This window comes from Bacillus sp. DNRA2 (assembly GCF_012843265.1).
Classification (GTDB): domain Bacteria; phylum Bacillota; class Bacilli; order Bacillales; family Cytobacillaceae; genus Bacillus_BU.
Window position 1 is genome coordinate 63,206 of sequence record NZ_JABAIT010000002.1, and the last position, 19,719, is coordinate 82,924.

Sequence of the window (19,719 nt, forward strand, 5' to 3'; positions counted from 1 at the left end):
CTCCCTCTTATAGATGAAGTCCGCACTCAGTTTTACCCGTGCCAGTCCATCTGCCTGAGCGTAAATCATCGGCATTGAAGGCAGGTTGCGTACAAGGCTTGCAGCCAATACTTGGATAGCCATTGTCATGCAAAATATTGTACGGTAAACCATTTTTATGTGCGTATCTCCAAATATCCTTCCATGTCCAATGAATTAACGGACAAATTTTAATTGATTTAAATTTTTTGTCTTGATTAAAAAAGTTCGTAGTTTTTCGTGTTTCTGATTGCTCTCGTCTTAACCCTGAAAGCCATGCTGTTGTTCCGGAAAGTACCTCATTTAGCGGAATTACTTTTCTAATCTCACAGCACTTATTTGGTTCGCGCTCCCAAAGTTCATCTCCGAATTGTGCGGCCTGCTCTTCAAGACTCAAACTTGGTTTTTTAAGCTCAATTCGGAGTTTCGGATAACGTTTTTTTACTTCGTCAATCAGTTTGTACGTTTCCTCAAAATGAAGATCCGTATCTAGAAAGACTATTTTGGCAGAATCGTTTACCTTCGAGATTAAGTCGATCAATACAATTCCCTCAATCCCGAAACTACAGGCATAAACCAATTCCTCATCAGAATAGTGATTGTAAGCCCAGGATAAAACATTTAATGCCCCTTTTGTCTGGTCATCTTCGACCATTTCGATTTGAGGGTATGAGTCAAAATTGTCAAATGTCAGCGTTTCGGTCAAGCACATCTCCTCCATTCATTTTGAAACTTCAATTCAATTATTTTAAATTTTAACACAGTTTACCCCTATGTCAATATTATTTCTATGAGTTTACTAGGAATTAAAACAAAGAAAATTTACAACATTTCCTCATCTTTAACGCAGTAAAGCAGCGGGGGACAGTCCCCCGCTGCTTTACTGCGTTAATCTAATGTTACGTATGTTCCGGCAATAAAATCATGGATTGCCCGTTTGTCTTTGCGCATTCCGACCATAAATGCACTAACAATTAAGCCAATTCCTAACGTGATAGCATAAACGATGGCCGCCACAATCGTCCGAATAAACATCGTTCCAAAACCGACCGAATCACCGTTCACCTTCACAATCCTGACTCCAAGAATCCGCTTCCCAAGCGTATATCCCGACCAAACCACTGGGAGAATGATGGCATATAACAATTCTACAATCGAAACAACTGAATTTGTAGCGGACTCGCTTAAAAACAGTGCAAATATAAAGGATAAAGGAACGCTTATAATAATACCATCAAGAAGACCAGCACCGAATCTTCTCCAAAAACCTGCTGGATTTGAAACCATACGATTTCCCCTTTCATCTTGTAAATAGACGGTTCAAAAAACCAAGTAAAACCGAGAAAACTACAAGGATGATTGCTGGAATCGTCACAAAAATGTATGGAGGAATATTACAACCTATTCTAGTTTATTGCGGCTTCTAAGATAATATCACTATTTTACTGCCAACTTATTTTTTGTCAGCAGCGGACGCCCGTCCTTCCAGATGACCTGAACATCTAGACCAAAATAGTTTGAGAGCATCTCACAAGACATCATCTCAGCTGTTTTGCCCGCAGCAAAGACCTCACCTTTTTTTAGTAGTAGTGTATGCTCAAACTCTGGCAAAATCTCTTCTGCATGATGAGTGACATAAATGATGGTCGGACCGTCCTCACGCTTTGCAATTTTCTCAACGGACTCAAGCAGTTGTTCTCTTGCTAAAAAATCAAGCCCATTAGTTGGCTCATCTAAAATGAGCAGCTCAGGTTCAGCCATTAAGGCCCGAGCAATTAAAACGCGTTGTCTTTCCCCTTGCGATAGTGTTTCATAATTGCGATTTGCATAATCAAAGCATCCTAATTCTTGCAATAGTGAAATGGCTTGTCTACGCATTTCATTTGTCGGTGTTTCGTATAAGCCAATCGAAGCAAATGCACCACTTAATACAATTTCAAAGGCATTATCACCGTTGTGGAGTTTTTGCTGAAGACTTTGTGATACAAGTCCGATTTGTTTCCGCAAACTTTCAGCCAATGGCGCCTTTCCAAATTCCCGATTGAGTACGGTGATTTTCCCCTTTGTCGGATATTCATAGGCATTTAAAACATTGAGCAACGCTGTTTTTCCTGCCCCATTTAGGCCAAATAAGACCCAATGTTCGCCTTTGTTTACTTTCCAATTAATATTATTGAGGATCCAATTTCCATTTCTTTTTAAGGTGATATTGTTCAAATCAAGAATCATAGTGATACATCCTTTCTTTAGCAATTTCCCATGACACCCTATCTCTTTATTCTTTGGCGATATGTCAAAAAAGTCAAATTTTTGATAACAATAGATGAGATAATGAAGGATGTTGTTATCGGCTGAGTTGATTGAAGCGGAAGGCACGAAGACTCCTGCGGGAGCAGCGGGACAGGTGAGACCCCACAGGCGCTTTTAGCGCCGAGGAGGCTCACCGCCCGCCCCTAAGGTGCGCGAAGTGCCTGGAGCGGAAATCAGCAACCCCGTTAAAAAGCCAAATAAAAAAGGATAACGCCACAAGGCATTATCCTTTCTGAAATTTATGATTTCCTTCATTTATATCTATATAAAACTAAATCACCAATTCATATCAATCAGTTAAACTGCAGCTAGTTCAAAACATGGATCATTGAAATAAATAACCTCTGACAGAATCTTACAACCTTTGATTTCCTTGAAAGCTTCTCGTGCTTCCTTTTCAGTCTCAAATTCGTACATTGTCGTCTGATCCTTTGTATGAACCGTGATAACCCACATTATAATAAGATCTCCTTTGTTTTTTACTCCTGGAAACGCCTAACCTTTTACACTATGTTAAAAGGAGTAATTTTTTTTGGTCGGACTCATTATAACACCATTTTCTGGGCTTTTATGTTACAACAATTTGACAATCCAATAAAGAATTAATGAAGGAAAATAAAGCTAGTTTTACAATCTCAACAACATTATATTAAGATAACTCACCCTTAACAACATCCTGCTTATACGCTAATATCGACTCAACTACTATATCCATTTCAGCTTGTCCCATATCATGGTTTTCCATTGTGTGTCGCAAATGTTTTACAAAGGAATCAAAATGTTCTCCCGTTGTATTAATTCCGTCATGCGCCTCCGATAACGCTCTTCCAGAATAATGATTGGGTCCTCCCATAGCAGCACTGAGGAAATGAGTTTGATGGCTTTTTTGTGTCTCAATATCGACTTCATGGAAAAACTTCGCCAGTGAAGCATCCTCTAGAACACTTTTGTAAAAATCACCCACCATTTCCCCTACTTTCTCATGTCCGCCAAACCTGTCATATAAGCTTTCCTGCTGCTCCATTGATAACACTCCTTATTCTTCGCTGACTTTATCCGTTTTTTGAAAGAAAAGATAAATGAGAATCCCACATAAAAAGACAAAACCCAATGCCCCAAAATAGTAAACTAATTCGTCATATTCCTCGGCTAAATATTCCTCTACCATGTATTGCAGGAAAATGATTTGAATGGATAACAGCGCCATAAACAGCCACCAGGCCATCCTCATTGATATCACTCCTTCAATCGATCATGCTTATCAAATCTTTAACTTGTTAAAAATAGACAACTCAAACCGTACGACCTTCCATTCCGACAGCATAAATACCATCTTGACGCTGTTCGAGTCGAATCGATGGCAAAGGCCTCTGCGGTGGACCAGCAATAACAGCCCCGTCTTCGACCGAGAAAAAGCCATGATGACACGGACATACCATTTGATTCGTCGGTTTATCATAATACACCGGGCATTGCAAATGGGTGCATTTAATGTTGTAAGCTCGATATTCATCGGCATTGGTACGAATTAACAACGCTGGTTCATCCTCGTCTAGATACGAAAATGTTTTGCTATCACCAACCGCCAATTCATCCAACTCAGCAATCTTTACTGTTTTTTCCGATTCCTGCGCATTTTCTTTACCAGCCTGACTTACTAACGGGATGCTTGAAACAAACATCAACCCCATTAACCCCATGCTCGATGCGATAAAACCGCGCCGATTTAAATCGATTTCCTTATCCCTCCGCACATTGAACGTAAGCTGCTGTAGAAATTGATCAAATTTTTTCATTGTCTATCACCTTGAACATCGTAGTATCCATACTTGTGGGTTTTTGTATCAGGTATGCCAATCACTGTTCTCGTTTCAATTTGGGTATCTCCAAAATTCCAAACATATTGAACTGGCTTCTTAGCCATTTTCTTAATCGTTTCCTCCTCAACAAATTGAATCGTATCGGTAGGGCAAACACTAACGCACATCGGTGGACGTCCCTTAGAGGTCCGGTCATAACATAAATCGCATTTATACATGAGCTTGCGGTCATCATCAACACGTGGAATACCAAATGGACATGCATAGGTACAATTTTTACAGCCAATGCATTTTTCATGTGAAGCTGAAAGAACCGTCCCATCAGCCGTGAGTTGAATCGCTTGAACTGGACATGACTCAGCACATGCAGGGGTATAACAATGCATACAAGGAGTCGGTGACTTTGCAACCGTCTCACCGGGCATGAGTTCATCGACGAACATTCTTGATAAATGGTCATGACCGCTGCACTCTTCACAGCCAATCATGCATGCTTTACAGCCAATACAACGTTCAAAATCGATAAATAGAACCTTTGTCATGGAAAACTCCTTTACTTAAGTTTTTTCAATTCGAACCGCACACACCTTAAATTCAGGAATTTTCGATTTTGGATCCAGGGCGGGATTCGTTAAATGATTAATCGCCATCGTTTTCCCCCAATGATATGGCACAAAGAACGTATCCTCGCGAATGATTTTCGTGATTTTTGCCGGAACAGTTAGTTCACCACGACGGCTTACGAGCTTCACCAATTCCTGATTGTTGATTCCTAATTTCTTCGCTGTGTTAGGATGAATTTCCACATACGGTTCTGGGCAAAACTTATTTAACGCTTCAATTCTCCTGGTTTGATTTCCACTTAAATAATGGTAGACGACACGACCAGTTGTTAAAATATACGGAAACTCAGCATCTACCTTTTCATTGGCTCCCGTATATTCAAATGCTAATAAACGTGCCTTACCATCTGGAAACTGAAACTGTAAATCTTCGAACAATCGCGGTGTTCCTTCATGTTCCTCTGATGGACACGGCCAAAACACGCCATCCATCTTTTCAAGCTTCTCATATGTAATACCTGAATAATCCGCTTTGCCTCCTTTGGAAGCCGTTCTTAGCTCATCAAAAATTTCGCGCGACGAATTATATTGAAAATACTTTCCTCTACCAAGGCGATCAGCGATTTCGCATAAAACCTGCCAATCACGCTTTGCCTCTCCTGCCGTGCGCTCAATTCCCTTTAAAAGCACCACCCGTCCTTCGACATTTGTCGTCGTTCCCGTATCCTCAATCCAAACTGTTGATGGTAGCACAACATCAGCAAGCTCGGCTGACTCTGATAAAAACATATCCATTGCCACAAAAAAATCCAATTTTTCTAGATACTTTTTTACATCGCCTACAGATGGTGCTGAAACCATCGGATTACTGCAGATTAATAGCAAACCCTTCACTTCATCGCCCAGTGAGCGAAGCAATTCGAATGCTGACATTCCCGGACCTGGTATCTCCTTCTCATCAACTCCCCAAACACTAGCAATATATTGGCGAGCATCAGGATCAGTAATTTTTCGGTAGCCTGGTAATTGATCGGCTTTTTGCCCATGCTCTCGGCCACCTTGGCCGTTTCCTTGCCCCGTAAAAGTCGCAAACCCTGCGCCTTTTCGGCCAATTTTTCCCGTTAATAATGATAAATTCACATAGCTTGAAACTGTGTCCGATCCATTTGAATGCTGTTCAATTCCCCTTGCAAACAGGACAAAGCCATTCTTCGCCTGGCCAAACAGACGTGCCGCTTCGATAATCTTGTCCACTGACACCCCAGTAATCTCAGAAACCTTCTCGGGTGTATAAGCTTTCGTTAGTTGCTCAAGTTCAGAAAATCCCACGGTGTGAGAATCGATAAAGTTTTGATCGATCATTTTTTCTTTTATTAAAAGATGAATCAAACCGTTGACAAGGGCGATATCGGTTCCAGGACGAACGTCAAGATGTACATCAGAAACCAACGCCGTTTTCGTTTGGCGCGGGTCAACCACGATCAGCTTCGCTCCTCTGTCACGCGCTCCCCAAATATACGGCATCGAAAGCGGATGGCATTCAGCTGTATTGGAACCGGCAATTAACAGGACATCGGCAAATTTTATGTCCGACCAAGGATTGGTCGAACCTCGGTCAATTCCTACACTTTGATTAAAGCCAACCGCTGCGCTAGACATACAATAACGACCATTGTAATCAATGTTCTTCGTGCCCAAGCCAATCCGGGCAAACTTCCCAACCAGATAGCATTTTTCATTCGTCATTGACGATCCGCTATAAATACCAAAAGCATCTTTACCGTGTTTCGCTTGTATGTCTTGGATTTTGGAAACGACCAAATTCAGCGCTTCCTCCCAAGAGGACTCAACTAGCTGACCATTTTTGCGGATTAACGGTTGCTTCAGGCGATCCCCCAATTCTGCCTGACGATATGCTGACGCCCCTTTTGGGCATAATCTGCCACCATTCATCGGAAAGTCATAGCGCGGCTCAACGCCGACCACTTTCTTTGTTTCTTTTTCAACCCGGATATTCATGCCGCATTGCATACCGCAAAAGCAACAATGTGTCGCAATATTTTCTTCTCCTTCTCGTAAAATGGCATCAAATTCTCGCTGAGCGTAATCAGCGTTTTGTGGATGACCCATTGTCAACCCCTCCCTGTTTGTGTAAAACTAACCCGTTTTGTCCGTTGCTAGAAACATGTATACCTGCCTGACCAAAGTGAACTGGCGTTCCAAACGCGGCTAAGCGATTCGTAACCCGGCGACATTCTGAACAAAGATCGGACATATGCAAATCAGTTTGCTCTATTGGTACGGACAAGCTTCGTTTATTAAGTGCAAGCTGGATATCTTCAATCTGTGTTTCCGTTGCATATTCTATCCCACAGCGTGAGCATTTTTTCTGATTCTCTAAAGCGTGATACGCAGGAATGACAATCGCCAGAAACCGTAACGGAATATGCCAAAACTTGCCGAATGGAAAATAAAGCAAAAAAATAATCACAGCCATTTGATGACTAAGTGAAATCCCTGTATAAAAACGTCCTTCCATCACATAAGTCGAAAACGTTAACAAAGAACCTGTTACAGAGATGACAATCAATAAAATTAATGGAAAGAAATCATATTCTTTCGCTTGTTCAACAAGCTTCTTTTCTTCAAAATACCTTCTGTACATCGCCATTCCACTGCCGATTATCACGGCAATCCCTGTCCAGTTTAACCCATGGTAAATCAGGAATGCTAGTATCGAATCGACAGGCATTCTAAAAGTCGGAATTCCAAATACAACCACTTGGTAGGTTCTCACATCAACTAATTCAAAATGAAGCCAACTAAACACGAGTGAGAAAGTAATCGCAAACGAAAGCAACACTCCCCAAGAAATCAACATATGCTGTAACCAGCGGTACGTGGAACGCTTTGAAATAAACTTTTGTGCCCCAATATTTTTTCCTAAGGCACCAAACATGAACTTCCAGCCCGCCTTTTTCGAAAACATCCGTCTGCCCTGCTGCCATAACCGTCTTGTAGGTGGTCGCAGCGTCCAAGCAGTAATTCTCACGGTTAATAAAAGAAAGCTAAGAATGGATGCCCATAAATAACCGTAAAGTGCCATATCCAAATGACTGAACGCTTCTGACCCGATATAAATAGATAAAAACAATACAACAGCGACAATAAATGCATTCCTAGCAGCCTTTTTGGCAAACATCCCATTTGAGATTGTAAATGCTTGATAATTTCTTGGATTACCGTTCATGCCTATCCCCCATGTCAAATTCTTGCTAATCGGTATTATTCTACCAAGAAAAAACAATATTATTCTTTGCTAAAATTACATACCAAAAAAGGCCTGAAGCCAGTTCGTCGATAACAGCTAGCTTTTACTAGCAACAATCGGTGAACTGGTCATCAGACCTTTAATATAACTTTAAAAATTGGCTCTGTTAAATTTGATTGTTGATTTCCGTTCCAGGCGCTTCGCTTTCCGCGGGGCGGGCAGTGAGCCTCCTCGGCGCAAGCGCCTGCGGGGTCTCACCTGTCCCGCTACTCCCGCAGGAGTCTTCGCGCCTTCCACTCCAATCAACAAAAGTGTTAAAAATCAACCTTGATCTTTAACAGAGCCTAAAAATTAAAAACGGTTATTGGTTATTTAATTGTAACTTTATACCGATCAACTTTACCAAACTGGCATTTCACATTTCTCACCATTTCATCAAGTAGTAGCTCCATTCCGATCACTGTTAACGAAGCAAAATTGGCATAAAGCTTTTTCGTTTCCCACTTCAATTCATTCTTACCGCAAATACTGTGACGGTTTACCTCTAACACCTCACGTTTAATTTCAGCAAGACCTGCCTCACGTTCGGCAGCTGGTAGTGCCAGAATATTATCAATTCGATCAATGAATTCTAGCGATTTCGTAATTTTTGTTTCAATATCATCATATGCCGCTTGATCAATCAATCCATATTTTAGTTTAAATTGGTTTAAAAGCAACGCAGAATCGTAGGTTCCTTTAACAATTTCTTCACGACTCATTTGCTCGGTTTCATAACTTAGCATATATTTCCATGATGGTTGAGCCATGGCCTTCCGGAACTCTTCAAGCTTGGTATAGAACTTTTTATAGCCATACTTCTCAGGGTTTTCAAAGGCCGGGCTACCAGGATCAAGGAACGGTGACAGTGGTGCTACGAAATAAGCCAACCGCGGATCCTCATTACACACCTTGTGAACCTCTTCACAAAACGCAATGTTATTTAAAGCACTTTGATATGTTTGTCCAGGAATACCAACCATGAAGAATAAGTCGATTTTGGCACAGCCGTAGTTCAAAGCGTGCTGAAGTGTCTCTATGATTTTTTTGTTAGAACAAGGAAGCTTACCGTTTAGACGGCGCAAATCCTCATCTGATGTTTCAAGTGTTAGTTCAATACTATATTTCGGAATCGCGTCTTGAAGTTTTTTAAAGAATTTTTCATCGGCGAATTGAAATAGCTCAAACACAATTTCATTTTTCAATTCCATTTTCTTTAGGCCAGTCAGGAATTCTTCAACGTAATCAGGCCCACCTTGCCTTATGTCATTTAATAAGAAGATTGGCGCACGACTGAAACGCTGGATAAACGCTATGTCATTTAACATTTTTTGTGGCGACTTCATCACAATTCGCTTGCGATTGCAGTTTAGATCATAGGCGGTTCTTGAGCCACCGCAAATTAAGCAATTATATGTACAACCCTTTGATGTAAGCAAGGCGGTGTTTGGATATTGGAGCCACCCTTTATACGGTAATGGGTCAAGTAAATTTCGATACTTAAATACCGAACGTATGACATATCGATAACCAGGATGCTCAAATTCATCTAAATCATCCGGCACGTATGTGATTGGATTAAAATGATACTCACCATCTTTTTTCCATGTCAGGTTTGGAATTGAAGCAAACTCCTTTTGTCCGTTCTCAAGACGATTTAAGAGCATTAACAATGGTTTTTCGGTCGTATCACCACGCATGACAAAATCAATATAAGGATATTCAATCAGTTCCTTATGAAAATAAGTCGATGACAGACCACCAAAAATCACGGGCACATTGGGGTGGAGCTTTTTGACTACCTTTGCCAATTCAACACTTCCATGTGCATGTGGCAACCAATGCAAGTCAATTCCAAATGCCTTCGTTTTAATCTTTCCAAGCTTTTTTTCGACGTCAAAATTGGGATCTAATAGCATTCGATTTGCTATATTGATAATTTTCACCTTTAGGCCATATCGTTCTAGATAGTCTCCAATACTTGTTAAGCCAATTGGGTACATTTCAAAAACCGGCGATGAAGGGACGACGTCACTGATGGGACCGGTAAAAATCATTTCCTTCCGAAAATCGTAGACTGTCGGTGGATGCAACAGCACCAGGTCGTAAATCATTGGATCACCCTCTATATAATATAGTAGGAAAATAATATTTCCTTAAATTTACTATAACCTATCTTTGTTAGAAATGGTCGTGAACATTCGTTGAATTAACTTACAATTCTAACAACTTATTTATGTTTAATAACCATAATATGTGATTATCTTCACAAACTAAAAACAGGATAGCTTTTCACCAAATATGGCTTTGGTAAAAGCTATCCTGTCCAGGAGTATTTGATTAAAGGTTATTTTAAACATAATTGTTGATTTCCGCTCCAGGCACTTCGCTTTCCGCGGGGCTAGTTGGGAGCCTCCTCGGCGCATTCGCGCCTGTGGGGTCTCCCATACCAGCTACTCCCGCAGGAGTCTTCGTGCCTTCCGCTCCAATCAACTTGGGTAAAATCAATATTATACATTTAAACAGACTATCAAAAATTATCCTAAATCTACTGCAATTACATTTCTTAATTGATTTTGTAAAAACATTTTTCTAATTTTCCCACTGGCTGTCATTGGAAATTCTTTCATAATAATGAGCTTATCAGGCACTTTATAGTCGGCAACTCGGGGTTTAACATAATCAATTAAACTTTTAGCATCAACGATATAGTTTGGTTTTAGTTTTACACACGCGCAGGAAATTTCACCAATCGCAGTATCGGGTAAACCTACAATTACTACTTCTAAAACGGCAGGATTCGAATACAGAATTTCTTCAATCTCACGTGGATAAATAATAAAACCCCCTTTATAAATGACTTCAACTTTTCTGCCAACAACGCGTAGGTTGCCTTGATGATCAATGGTACCAAGGTCTCCCGTCGCAAACCAACCATCTTCCCCGAGTACCTGCCTTGTATCCTCCAGCATCTCATAATACCCCTTCATGACTCCAAAGCCGCGACAATTGATTTCGCCCACTTCCCCAGGTAAGGCTTCATCACCGCTACTATTCAAAATCGAAATTTCTGCTCCTGGTAACGGCTTGCCCACGGTCTCTGCTCGGGTAATATCATCATCGGTAAAAGAGGTCATCGTCAGAATTTGCGAAGTTTCACTCATGCCATATGCCACGACAATCTCACAGCCCATCTGTGACCGGATTTGTTTTACCACTTCAACCGGACAAGCTGCACCAGTGATAATTCCCGTCCGTAAGGAAGCTAAATCATAATTTGGAAATTCGTAAAGACTTAATTCCGAAATAAACATGGTAGGATAACCGTTTTTAATCGTAACCTGTTCTGATTCCATCAGCTCTAACGCAGCCTTTGGTTTATATTCCTCCATTAGCACCATTCTAGCCCCAATAGCGATCGTACTAAGAATGGTTGGAACAATGCCAAATACATGAAAGGCTGGGACTGCAACTAGAAAGACGTCGTTTGCAGTACAACTTAATTTGATTGCTGAATTTTGGGCTGTATGAACGACATTCGAATGGGTGAGCATAACTCCGTTTAATGTACCAGTTGAATGTTGTGTATATAAAATTACAAATATATCTTCGTCTGGTTCAATTGAAGCCTTAGGGAACTCATTGATAGCAGTTTTCGATTGAATTAACTCATGGTAGCAATGCCAGCCACTTATCTCACAACGCACCGTGATAAAAAGCTCAAGTGTTGGCGCATCCTTCCAAGCAAGCATCAGCCTTTTCGATAAATCTACCCCATTAAATTCACCTGTGAAAAACAAAGCCTTTGCACCGGAATGTTTGACAATATGACTTATTTCTTCTTTGCTAAGCCCATGGTAGAATGGGACTACAATTGCCCCTAGGTGGGCAATCGCCATATAAATGACAATATATTCATTCCAATTTGGTAAACATACCGCAACTCGGTCTCCTTTTTGGATGCCGAGGTCAGTTAACGCTGCCGCCAGTGATTGTGATTGTTCCCACAGCTCCCGATACGACAACCGTGTGTTTCCATCATAGGAAGCTTCATGCTCCGGACAGTTGATGTAAACGCTTTTAAGTAATTCCGTAACATTTTGCTCCCTGCTTATGTCATGCAATGTACTCCCACCTCCAACCTAATCGAAAATAATGATTCATATGTGATGCGGTTTTAAAGCAATCCTCTTGTTGATTTTTTAAATGTAATGGCTTACATTAATTTGCGAAAAAACAAGGTGTTGTTTTAATATTTTGAATATTCGTAATTTATTATACTACTTCCATGAAATTTTTTACACTTTTTTTATTGTTTTTCTTCACTGATTTTCCCTAATAATACTTTCCAGACATTGGAAAAATTTAGTATACTGTGATGTGAGGTGATATATATGAATGACTCCATCAAAAGACCGAAATTCATCCTATATTTCGGATTATTAGCCTTAATCCTTTTAAGTAACTTCTTCTTATATCGTATGCCATTTATGCAACCACTTCCAAATGGAGCAGTTCTTGGCTCAATTTTTGATTTCATGTTTATGATTCCGTTATTAACATATCTATTTATCATCAGAAAACGCTTCTCGTTAAAATATATCGGACTTGTCATTTTGGCTGGCTATGGAGCTGCCTCTTTCATTATTCCAAATCAACATCTGCAACAATATCCTTTTATCCATTATATCGTCGCTATTTCGGAAGGTTCATTCGTCATATTAGAGCTTTATATTTTCTATAAAGTCCTAACTAAACTGCCTGCGTTGATTCGTGAGTATCGCAACATTCGGCTACAAAATTCATTTTTTCAATACAATCTGAGAATGGCGATTGACCGGCACCTTATCAATTTGCCTATGTTCCATGTGTTTCTCTCGGAACTTTCCATTTTTTATTATTCTTTATTTTCTTGGCGTACCAAGGTTACTGCCGTTAGCGGGCATAACTTTACCTATCATAAAAAAACGAGCACCATTGCCGTATATATACTGCTAATCCATGCAACCGTATTAGAATCAGTCGGCTTCCATTATTTATTACACTCTTGGAATGTTATCGCCGCTTATGTCCTATTATTTATAAATGTGTACGGTGTTCTTTATTTTCTTGGTGAAATTCAAGCGACAAGGTTGACACCTTTTTATTTGACTGATCACTCCCTTTATCTTCAGGTCGGGCTATCAAAATCGATTGAGGTACCACTTGATAAAATCAAATGTATTAAGCAATACGATGGTCCGGAAAAAATTAGTCGAAAAGATGCAAAGAACATTTTTGATGCCCGTCCTGCTGACTTTATGATGGAAAAACCGATGTTTGAGATCCAATTATTTCAACCAAGAATGGTCCGCTTAATGTACGGTTTAAAAAGCAGTGCAGATCGAATCATTTTGAATGTAGATGAGCCTAATCTATTTTTAAAAGAACTAAATAAAGCAATTAAAAAAAAGGAAGGTTAGTCTTTCCTCAGATTGTTGAGAAAAGGTAATTTTCTCGACAACTTTCATTTTTATTAGTGCTTTGATACACCTATTTCTTTTTTACTGACCAAAACCCATAGATGTAATCGCTAAAATGGTCACAGATTTACCTCTTGTGACCAAAACTCATCGTTAAAATCGCTAAAATGGTCACAGACTAAGCTCCTGTGACCAAAACCCATCGTTAAAATCGCTAAAATGGTCACAGACTAAGCTCCTGTGACCAAAACCCATCGTTAAAACCACTAAAATGGTCACAGACTAGGCTCCTGTGACCAAAGCTTATCCTTAAAATCGCTAAAATGGTCACAGACTAAGCTTCTGTGACCAAAACCCATCGTTAAAATCGCTAAAATGGTCACAGACTAAGCTTCTGTGACCAAAACCCATCGTTAATATCACAAAAATGGTCACAGACTAAGCTCCTGTGACCAAAACCCACCGTTAAAATCACAAAAATGGTCACAGACTAAGCTCCTGTGACCAAACCTACTTAAGTAATCGCTAAATATATAGCTCTAATGACCTTGATCGGTGCTTTTTTTGCGAAGCTAATTGGAAAGGGACATCTCAAAGCCGCGAACAGCTTTCTCGACAGCCGGAGGAAGGTTAGTCCTTCCTTTTTTTCATCTATCTAGATTCGATTTCGCTAATTCGTCTCGATCAAATGCAATGGGTGGCTGTTCCATCCATTTGTTACTTATCAAAATATTGGACCCATCCTCAGAATAAAGCTGAATCTCTAACATTAATCTGTTATACATAACCCCAATATCCACCCTCGGACTTTGAGCAATACCTGTTCCATAATATCCGATACTTAACCCAATTAATGAGTTTGTAAAAAACATGATTAATTTATCAGAAAAGGTATAATCAGTGCTATCGGTGATTTCTGTTGCCCAAGTTGCGGGAACTGAGAGATAGCTATCTTCGAATTTTTCCCCAAATAATTTTATGTGTTTTATAGTAATTTCTATTCCTTTTATTAAGAATTGTTTCACTTCTTTATCCTGAGCAACCTGACAAAATCCCGCTAAAGTCGCTGCTCCTAACGCATTTCTCTGTATGTTAGAAAATAAGTTTGCAATTTCAGAAGCAATTAGTGGTCTTTTTTCTCCGATAATATCCCATACAAACCCCTGCTTCTTCACATACGCTCTTTGTGAATTCGGTAAATACGGTGGCCGAAAATACAGACCTTTTGATAAGAGCAAGTCTTTTGACTTTTTAAAAAGCTGCATCGTCTCCGAAATACATTCCATGTAATAATCTGTTATGTCCGCTCTAGTGGACCCTGATAAACTTCCTGAATATGTAGTCAGTCCAATCATAGACATCTGATGAATAAAATTTAATACATAGTTGTCAGAATATAATCTAGGCGCTGTTAAATCAACATCATCCTTAATATTAAAGCCATGAGGAATGGCACATTTTTCTTCGGTAAAAATGGACGATAGGTTTTCTAGATGCTTTTTTGAAAGTTCTAGCGCAAATTCAATGATAGGCTTAATTTCTTCGTCTTCTGCTTTTTCGCTAAAATATGAAAGGATGCAGGCACTTCCACTATCATTCATATACTGTGCCCAAAGTTGAGCAATTTCTTAAGACGTCAATCTTATTTGCTTTTCTTTCCATGGAAACAAGCACCTAATTATCATTTTTATTTTCATTGTTATAATGTTGTTTTGGAGAGGAGGCAAACTAGTGAAGATTTTGAAATACAGTCTTCTTTTAATCATCATTATTGGCATTAGTAGCGCTGCCTGGATCTATTATCCACAGTTTAAAATAAATAAGCTCAAACAGGAGTCAGTGACAGTGGAAAAAACAGAAAATACCATTTCAATTTTTGAGCACTTTAGACAACTTGATCAGGATGAGATTTATCATTTAGCGCTTGGTGATTCAGTTATCCGTGGTTATGGAGTCAATGAAAATGAAAACTTTGTCAGTAGATTTTCTCATCAGTTATCAATATTGACAGGAAAAAAGGTTCATTTTTCAAATGCCGGAATAAACGGAAGTACCAGTAATGAATTAATGAGCATAATTAAGGATGGTCAACTCGATGCTGAAATTGCCAAAGCCAATATCATTACGATTAATATTGGGGGAAATGATATATTAAAAGGCGCAAAAAATCTTAACTATACGAAGGCGCTGGAAGGCTTCAATCAGATTCAATCAACATTTACAGAAAATCTTTCTTTGGTTTCAAGCAGAATTAAACAAATAAATCCAAATGCTACAGTTTTGTTTTTAGAATTATATAATCCAATGAATCCAAATGATAGTCTTTATTCAATTGCCGATCGACTATTACCCAAATGGAATATCAACATTTATGAGGTCGCTAAAGAGCACCCAGGTTCGTTGGTGATTGAGACCACAGAAGTCATCAATGGGAAAAACCTTCAAAACCTTTCTGACGATGGAATCCATCCGAATTCGAATGGTCATGCTGCGATTTCTGAGCTGATGATAAATCAATTGAAGAGAATCCGTATTAGTGCAGCTGTGTAAAGGAACTTGTCTACGTGGTTTTTTCATTTTTTTATCTAAAAATAGCTCATGAGTCCACTTCTTACATTTTTTTGACCTGTTTTGGTCTTATGAAAGGCTCATAAGACCATTTCTGACATTTTCTCAACCTGTTTTGGTCTTATGAAAGGCTCATAAGACCATTTCTGACATTTTCTCGACCTGTTTTGGTCTTATAAAAGGCTCATAAGACCATTTCTGACATTTTCTCGACCTGTTTTGGTCTTATAAAGCCTGAAACTTCGCACTCCACTTGCATCTACAATTCTAAATCATCAATATCTCCCGGATATCTTCATCTGTTAGAGTTGTTAGGCGTTTGTCGGCTGGATCAATGATTTCGCTAATCATGTCCTTCTTTTTATTCTGAAGTTCATTCATTTTTTCCTCAATCGTACCACGAGCAACAAGCTTGATGACCTGGACGACCTTTTCCTGACCCATGCGATGGGCCCGGTCAGCAGCTTGGGCCTCTACCGCTGGATTCCACCAGATATCATATAAAATAACCGTATCCGCCCCAGTTAAGTTGAGCCCGGTTCCCCCGGCCTTTAAGGAAATTAAAAATAGATCACGTTCCCCGGCATTGAATCGATTGCATATTTCAACGCGCTCGCTTGGTGGCGTACTCCCATCCAAATAGAAAAACGAATCACCGGCCTGGGTGAGTCTTCGCCCAATTAAATCGAGCATTTTTGTAAATTGCGAAAAAATCAAAACACGACGCTGTGACGCCTTTGCTTCCTGCAAAATCTCAAACAACAATTCAAATTTTGCCGAGCTGCCTTGATATCCATCAACGAACAAGGCTGGGTGACAGCAAATCTGCCGTAAACGTGTTAAGCCCGCCAGAATCTTGATTCGATTCTTTCGAAGTGTATCTTTGTCCAAATGCTTAAGGGTATCATGACGAAGCTTTGCTAAATAGGCGGCATATAATTGTTTTTGTTCTTGAAGAAGTTCCGTCGTTTCAAGCGACTCGATTTTCTCAGGCAGCTCACTAAGGACATCTTCCTTCAAGCGCCGCAATAAAAACGGCCTAATTCTCCGTGCAATTGCCTTCCGCGTTAAATGGCTATAATCCTTTAGCCCTTGGAATAGTTCCGGAAACACCACATGATAGATTGACCAGAGCTCCTCGATCGAGTTTTCAACTGGTGTTCCAGTTAGAGCAAAACGGTGATTTGCCCTCAGCTTCTTTACCGATTTCGCTGTTTGGGTAAGCGGATTTTTAAACGCCTGGGCTTCATCAAAAAACACCGTATGAAATGACTGTTTTTCAAACCAATGGATGTCTTTTCGCAATAACGTATACGAGGTGATTAGTACATCGATACTGGACAATTCTTTATGAATTTTCAGCCTATCATCCTGTGCTCCATCATTAACCACTGCTTGAATTTCCGGAGCAAATTTCATGAATTCACTTAGCCAGTTGTAGCTTAGTGAAGAGGGACATACGATTAACGCCGGCTGTTTCGTAGTACGAATCACATCAAGCTCAGATAAAATAAATGTAATCGCCTGCACCGTTTTCCCCAAGCCCATGCTATCGGCGAGAATTCCACCAAAACCGTAGCCCGCCAACGCTTTCATCCATTTAAACCCGTGAACTTGATAATTTCGCAAAATAGAGCTTAAGCTATTTGGCACAACAAATTCCAATCGCTCTGGATGATACAATTTTTCAAGAAACTCTCGGAACGATTCCTCTTTTGAAAAGACACTTTCACCCTCAAATTGGTCTAAAAAGCGGATTCCAGTTAAGATCGGCACGTTCAAACCAGCCTCTAAATCCTCATTTTGTACTGGTAAAGCCTTCAAAAACCGTTGAATTTCTTCGAATTCTCTCGTTTCCAAAGAAAGCAACGCACCGTCACGCAGGCGGTAATATTTCCGTTTCTCCTCTAACGCCTTCAAGACATCGCGAACTTGTTGCTCAGGAATCCCGCTCAATTCAAACTTAAATTCCAGCCAATTCATCCGTTCTTTTTTCACCTTCACCTTGATAAGCGGTTTCGAGTTTCCTTTAAAAATTCGATTTCGAATCGCTGTCGTCGCAAAAACCTGAACATGCTTTTGCAGCTTTGGCAAAATGTGATACAAAAACTGATATTCCAACTCTTCATTGTGGAGGTAATAGCCGCCCTCCGTTTTCGTGAATTCTCCTTCGTCCATTAGACCGAGGATGGTTTCTTCCTTTTTCAAATCACGAATCATCACGGTACTGAACGTCGACTCCTCCAAGGGATTTATACATTCGTTATCGTATTGAAACTCAAGACCTGCCAGAAGACGACCCTTGACACGGTCTAAATATAATTTGGCAACTAACGCCGCCTTCTCGATTCGATTCAACATCCGTCCAGAAATTGTCACGTTCCCCAAAGACTTTAAGCTTGGGATTACTTTCTCCAAAAAGGCTCCTTGCTGCGCAGCTGGAATTGGGATGTAAGGAGTGCTTGATTGACTTAATAATTGTTTAAAATATGTCAGGCGCCGAGAGTCATCGCGGTTAAGCTTGATCATTTTCTCACGCAAAATAGCAGTATCATAATCAGGGAAAAGTAAGACATCATCAAGTCCCATAATAGATAGACCGAAATCCCCATGCTCCCTTTCGGAAAAATCAAACTGAAGTCCTAGGTCAAAGAATTCATAAAAGACACCTGAAAAGGTTTCGCCCTGATATAGAAGCATAACAGCTGGCGCCTTTGCGAGAGCCGGTTGCACTCGTTCCCAAGCTGATGGTGGAATAGTCAATATCGCTAAATTCTGATGTGGTTCATGACCATATACGCTTTCGTCTGCAACCACTTTGATGAGTTCACTTACCACGGTGCTGTTTTCTTTTGAAAAGCACTGCTGCTGCGGGTCAAAGCTAACCTCATCCTCGTGAATAAATTGCTGGCCTTCTCTAAGCTTGTTTAAAAATATTCGAGCATTTGAAACCTGCTCATTGGCCAATTTTATGGCAATTCCTAGCATTGAGGCTCCTGAGTCAGTAGTGATAGGTCTAATCGTGAATTCAACATCAACCATTTTTCGATTTTCAAAAAAATGCTGGTGACTGCTTGAACGAGGAGCTTTTTCAGTAAATAAGTTTAATAAGCCTGATGGCAACAAAGTGTTCGTAGTATCCGCTTGCTCCTCAGCTACACCTGAAATAGTTGGAAGTGTTCCGTTGCGTTGATGCTCATACAGTTTTAATAATACTGCAGCAATATGTTGACAATCCTTCTGAAACGAAGCAAGCTTCGGGCAGCTGCAGCTTGCCTGAAAGCTCCCGTCGCCATTTATGTTTATTTGAACGAGAAAATTCTCCGTACCATTTACTATCGCTTCACAATAATCTGAATGATACTGAGTGAACGTTACTTTATTTGCACGACAAAAAGAGTCTCCTCTTTTGAAGGAGACTGTGCCACACATATCTTGAATGATTTTATGATTTAATTTGATATTCAATGTGCCTACTCCTTCCGTTGTCTTCATTATATTATATCACACGGAGGAGCATGATTTCGAAATGAACTTAACCCTTGGTTACACCTAGGTGTACATATGGTGGTTACTTGTTTAGGTTGCCCAATTATTTTAATTCGCTAGTATTAATTTTTCTTATGAAGTTTTATAGTTTTTTTGTAATTTTCAATATAATCAGAATA

Annotated in this window: 16 protein-coding genes; 2 read left to right on the forward strand and 14 right to left on the reverse strand. The window is 39.9% G+C overall.

Going from position 1 to position 19,719, the window contains the following annotated elements; all coding sequences use genetic code 11:
- Nucleotides 1–7: 7 nt before the first annotated feature.
- The 12 genes from HHO41_RS02790 to HHO41_RS02845 all read right to left on the reverse strand — a co-directional run bounded on the left by HHO41_RS02790 (nt 8) and on the right by HHO41_RS02845 (nt 12,145).
- Entirely contained in the window at nt 8–673 is a 666-nt protein-coding gene (locus HHO41_RS02790; RefSeq protein ID WP_248278354.1) for a phosphoadenylyl-sulfate reductase, read from the reverse strand.
- Nucleotides 674–906: 233 nt separating this feature from the next.
- Nucleotides 907–1,305: an RDD family protein gene (locus tag HHO41_RS02795; RefSeq protein WP_169095322.1), complete on the reverse strand. Its 399-nt coding sequence runs from the start codon at nt 1,303–1,305 to the stop codon at nt 907–909.
- Nucleotides 1,306–1,455: 150 nt separating this feature from the next.
- On the reverse strand, nt 1,456–2,247 hold the full coding sequence (locus HHO41_RS02800; protein WP_169095323.1) for an ABC transporter ATP-binding protein: 792 nt from the start codon (nt 2,245–2,247) through the stop codon (nt 1,456–1,458).
- 378 nt (nt 2,248–2,625) lie between these two features.
- Nucleotides 2,626–2,784, reverse strand: a complete 159-nt coding sequence (locus HHO41_RS02805) for a hypothetical protein (protein WP_169095324.1) — start codon at nt 2,782–2,784, stop codon at nt 2,626–2,628.
- Between the two features lie 193 nt (nt 2,785–2,977).
- Nucleotides 2,978–3,352 (reverse strand): group I truncated hemoglobin, encoded by a 375-nt coding sequence (locus HHO41_RS02810; RefSeq protein ID WP_169095325.1) that lies wholly within the window; start codon nt 3,350–3,352, stop codon nt 2,978–2,980.
- Between the two features lie 12 nt (nt 3,353–3,364).
- Nucleotides 3,365–3,559: a hypothetical protein gene (locus tag HHO41_RS02815; RefSeq protein WP_169095326.1), complete on the reverse strand. Its 195-nt coding sequence runs from the start codon at nt 3,557–3,559 to the stop codon at nt 3,365–3,367.
- Nucleotides 3,560–3,620: 61 nt separating this feature from the next.
- The gene (locus HHO41_RS02820) at nt 3,621–4,124 is read right to left on the reverse strand and encodes a QcrA and Rieske domain-containing protein (protein WP_169095327.1); all 504 of its coding nucleotides are present in this window, start codon (nt 4,122–4,124) and stop codon (nt 3,621–3,623) included.
- Nucleotides 4,121–4,690 carry a 4Fe-4S dicluster domain-containing protein gene (locus tag HHO41_RS02825; RefSeq protein ID WP_169095328.1) on the reverse strand — a complete coding sequence of 190 codons (570 nt, stop codon included), beginning with the start codon at nt 4,688–4,690 and terminating at the stop codon, nt 4,121–4,123. Before HHO41_RS02825 ends, HHO41_RS02820 begins: the two co-directional genes overlap by 4 nt.
- A 15-nt stretch (nt 4,691–4,705) precedes the next feature.
- The gene (gene fdhF / locus HHO41_RS02830) at nt 4,706–6,841 is read right to left on the reverse strand and encodes a formate dehydrogenase subunit alpha (RefSeq protein WP_169095329.1); all 2,136 of its coding nucleotides are present in this window, start codon (nt 6,839–6,841) and stop codon (nt 4,706–4,708) included.
- Nucleotides 6,819–7,961 carry an MFS transporter gene (locus tag HHO41_RS02835; protein ID WP_169095330.1) on the reverse strand — a complete coding sequence of 381 codons (1,143 nt, stop codon included), beginning with the start codon at nt 7,959–7,961 and terminating at the stop codon, nt 6,819–6,821. The genes fdhF and HHO41_RS02835 overlap by 23 nt, the downstream gene beginning before the upstream one ends.
- Before the next feature lie 389 nt (nt 7,962–8,350).
- On the reverse strand, nt 8,351–10,135 hold the full coding sequence (locus HHO41_RS02840; protein WP_169095331.1) for a TIGR04190 family B12-binding domain/radical SAM domain protein: 1,785 nt from the start codon (nt 10,133–10,135) through the stop codon (nt 8,351–8,353).
- Between the two features lie 423 nt (nt 10,136–10,558).
- Nucleotides 10,559–12,145 carry a class I adenylate-forming enzyme family protein gene (locus HHO41_RS02845; RefSeq protein WP_211171016.1) on the reverse strand — a complete coding sequence of 529 codons (1,587 nt, stop codon included), beginning with the start codon at nt 12,143–12,145 and terminating at the stop codon, nt 10,559–10,561.
- Nucleotides 12,146–12,415: 270 nt separating this feature from the next.
- Between HHO41_RS02845 and HHO41_RS02850 the strand changes: the two genes are divergently transcribed.
- Nucleotides 12,416–13,483, forward strand: coding sequence for a hypothetical protein (locus HHO41_RS02850; RefSeq protein ID WP_169095332.1), 1,068 nt, complete (start codon nt 12,416–12,418; stop codon nt 13,481–13,483).
- Between the two features lie 647 nt (nt 13,484–14,130).
- On the opposite strand, the gene HHO41_RS22690 is transcribed toward HHO41_RS02850, so the two are convergent.
- Nucleotides 14,131–15,108 (reverse strand): DUF3231 family protein, encoded by a 978-nt coding sequence (locus HHO41_RS22690; protein WP_348981217.1) that lies wholly within the window; start codon nt 15,106–15,108, stop codon nt 14,131–14,133.
- Nucleotides 15,109–15,214: 106 nt separating this feature from the next.
- Between HHO41_RS22690 and HHO41_RS02860 the strand changes: the two genes are divergently transcribed.
- Entirely contained in the window at nt 15,215–16,033 is an 819-nt protein-coding gene (locus HHO41_RS02860; RefSeq protein WP_169095333.1) for a GDSL-type esterase/lipase family protein, read from the forward strand.
- A gap of 285 nt (nt 16,034–16,318) precedes the next feature.
- On the opposite strand, the gene HHO41_RS02865 is transcribed toward HHO41_RS02860, so the two are convergent.
- Entirely contained in the window at nt 16,319–19,519 is a 3,201-nt protein-coding gene (locus HHO41_RS02865; protein WP_169095334.1) for a DEAD/DEAH box helicase, read from the reverse strand.
- Nucleotides 19,520–19,719: the final 200 nt, after the last annotated feature.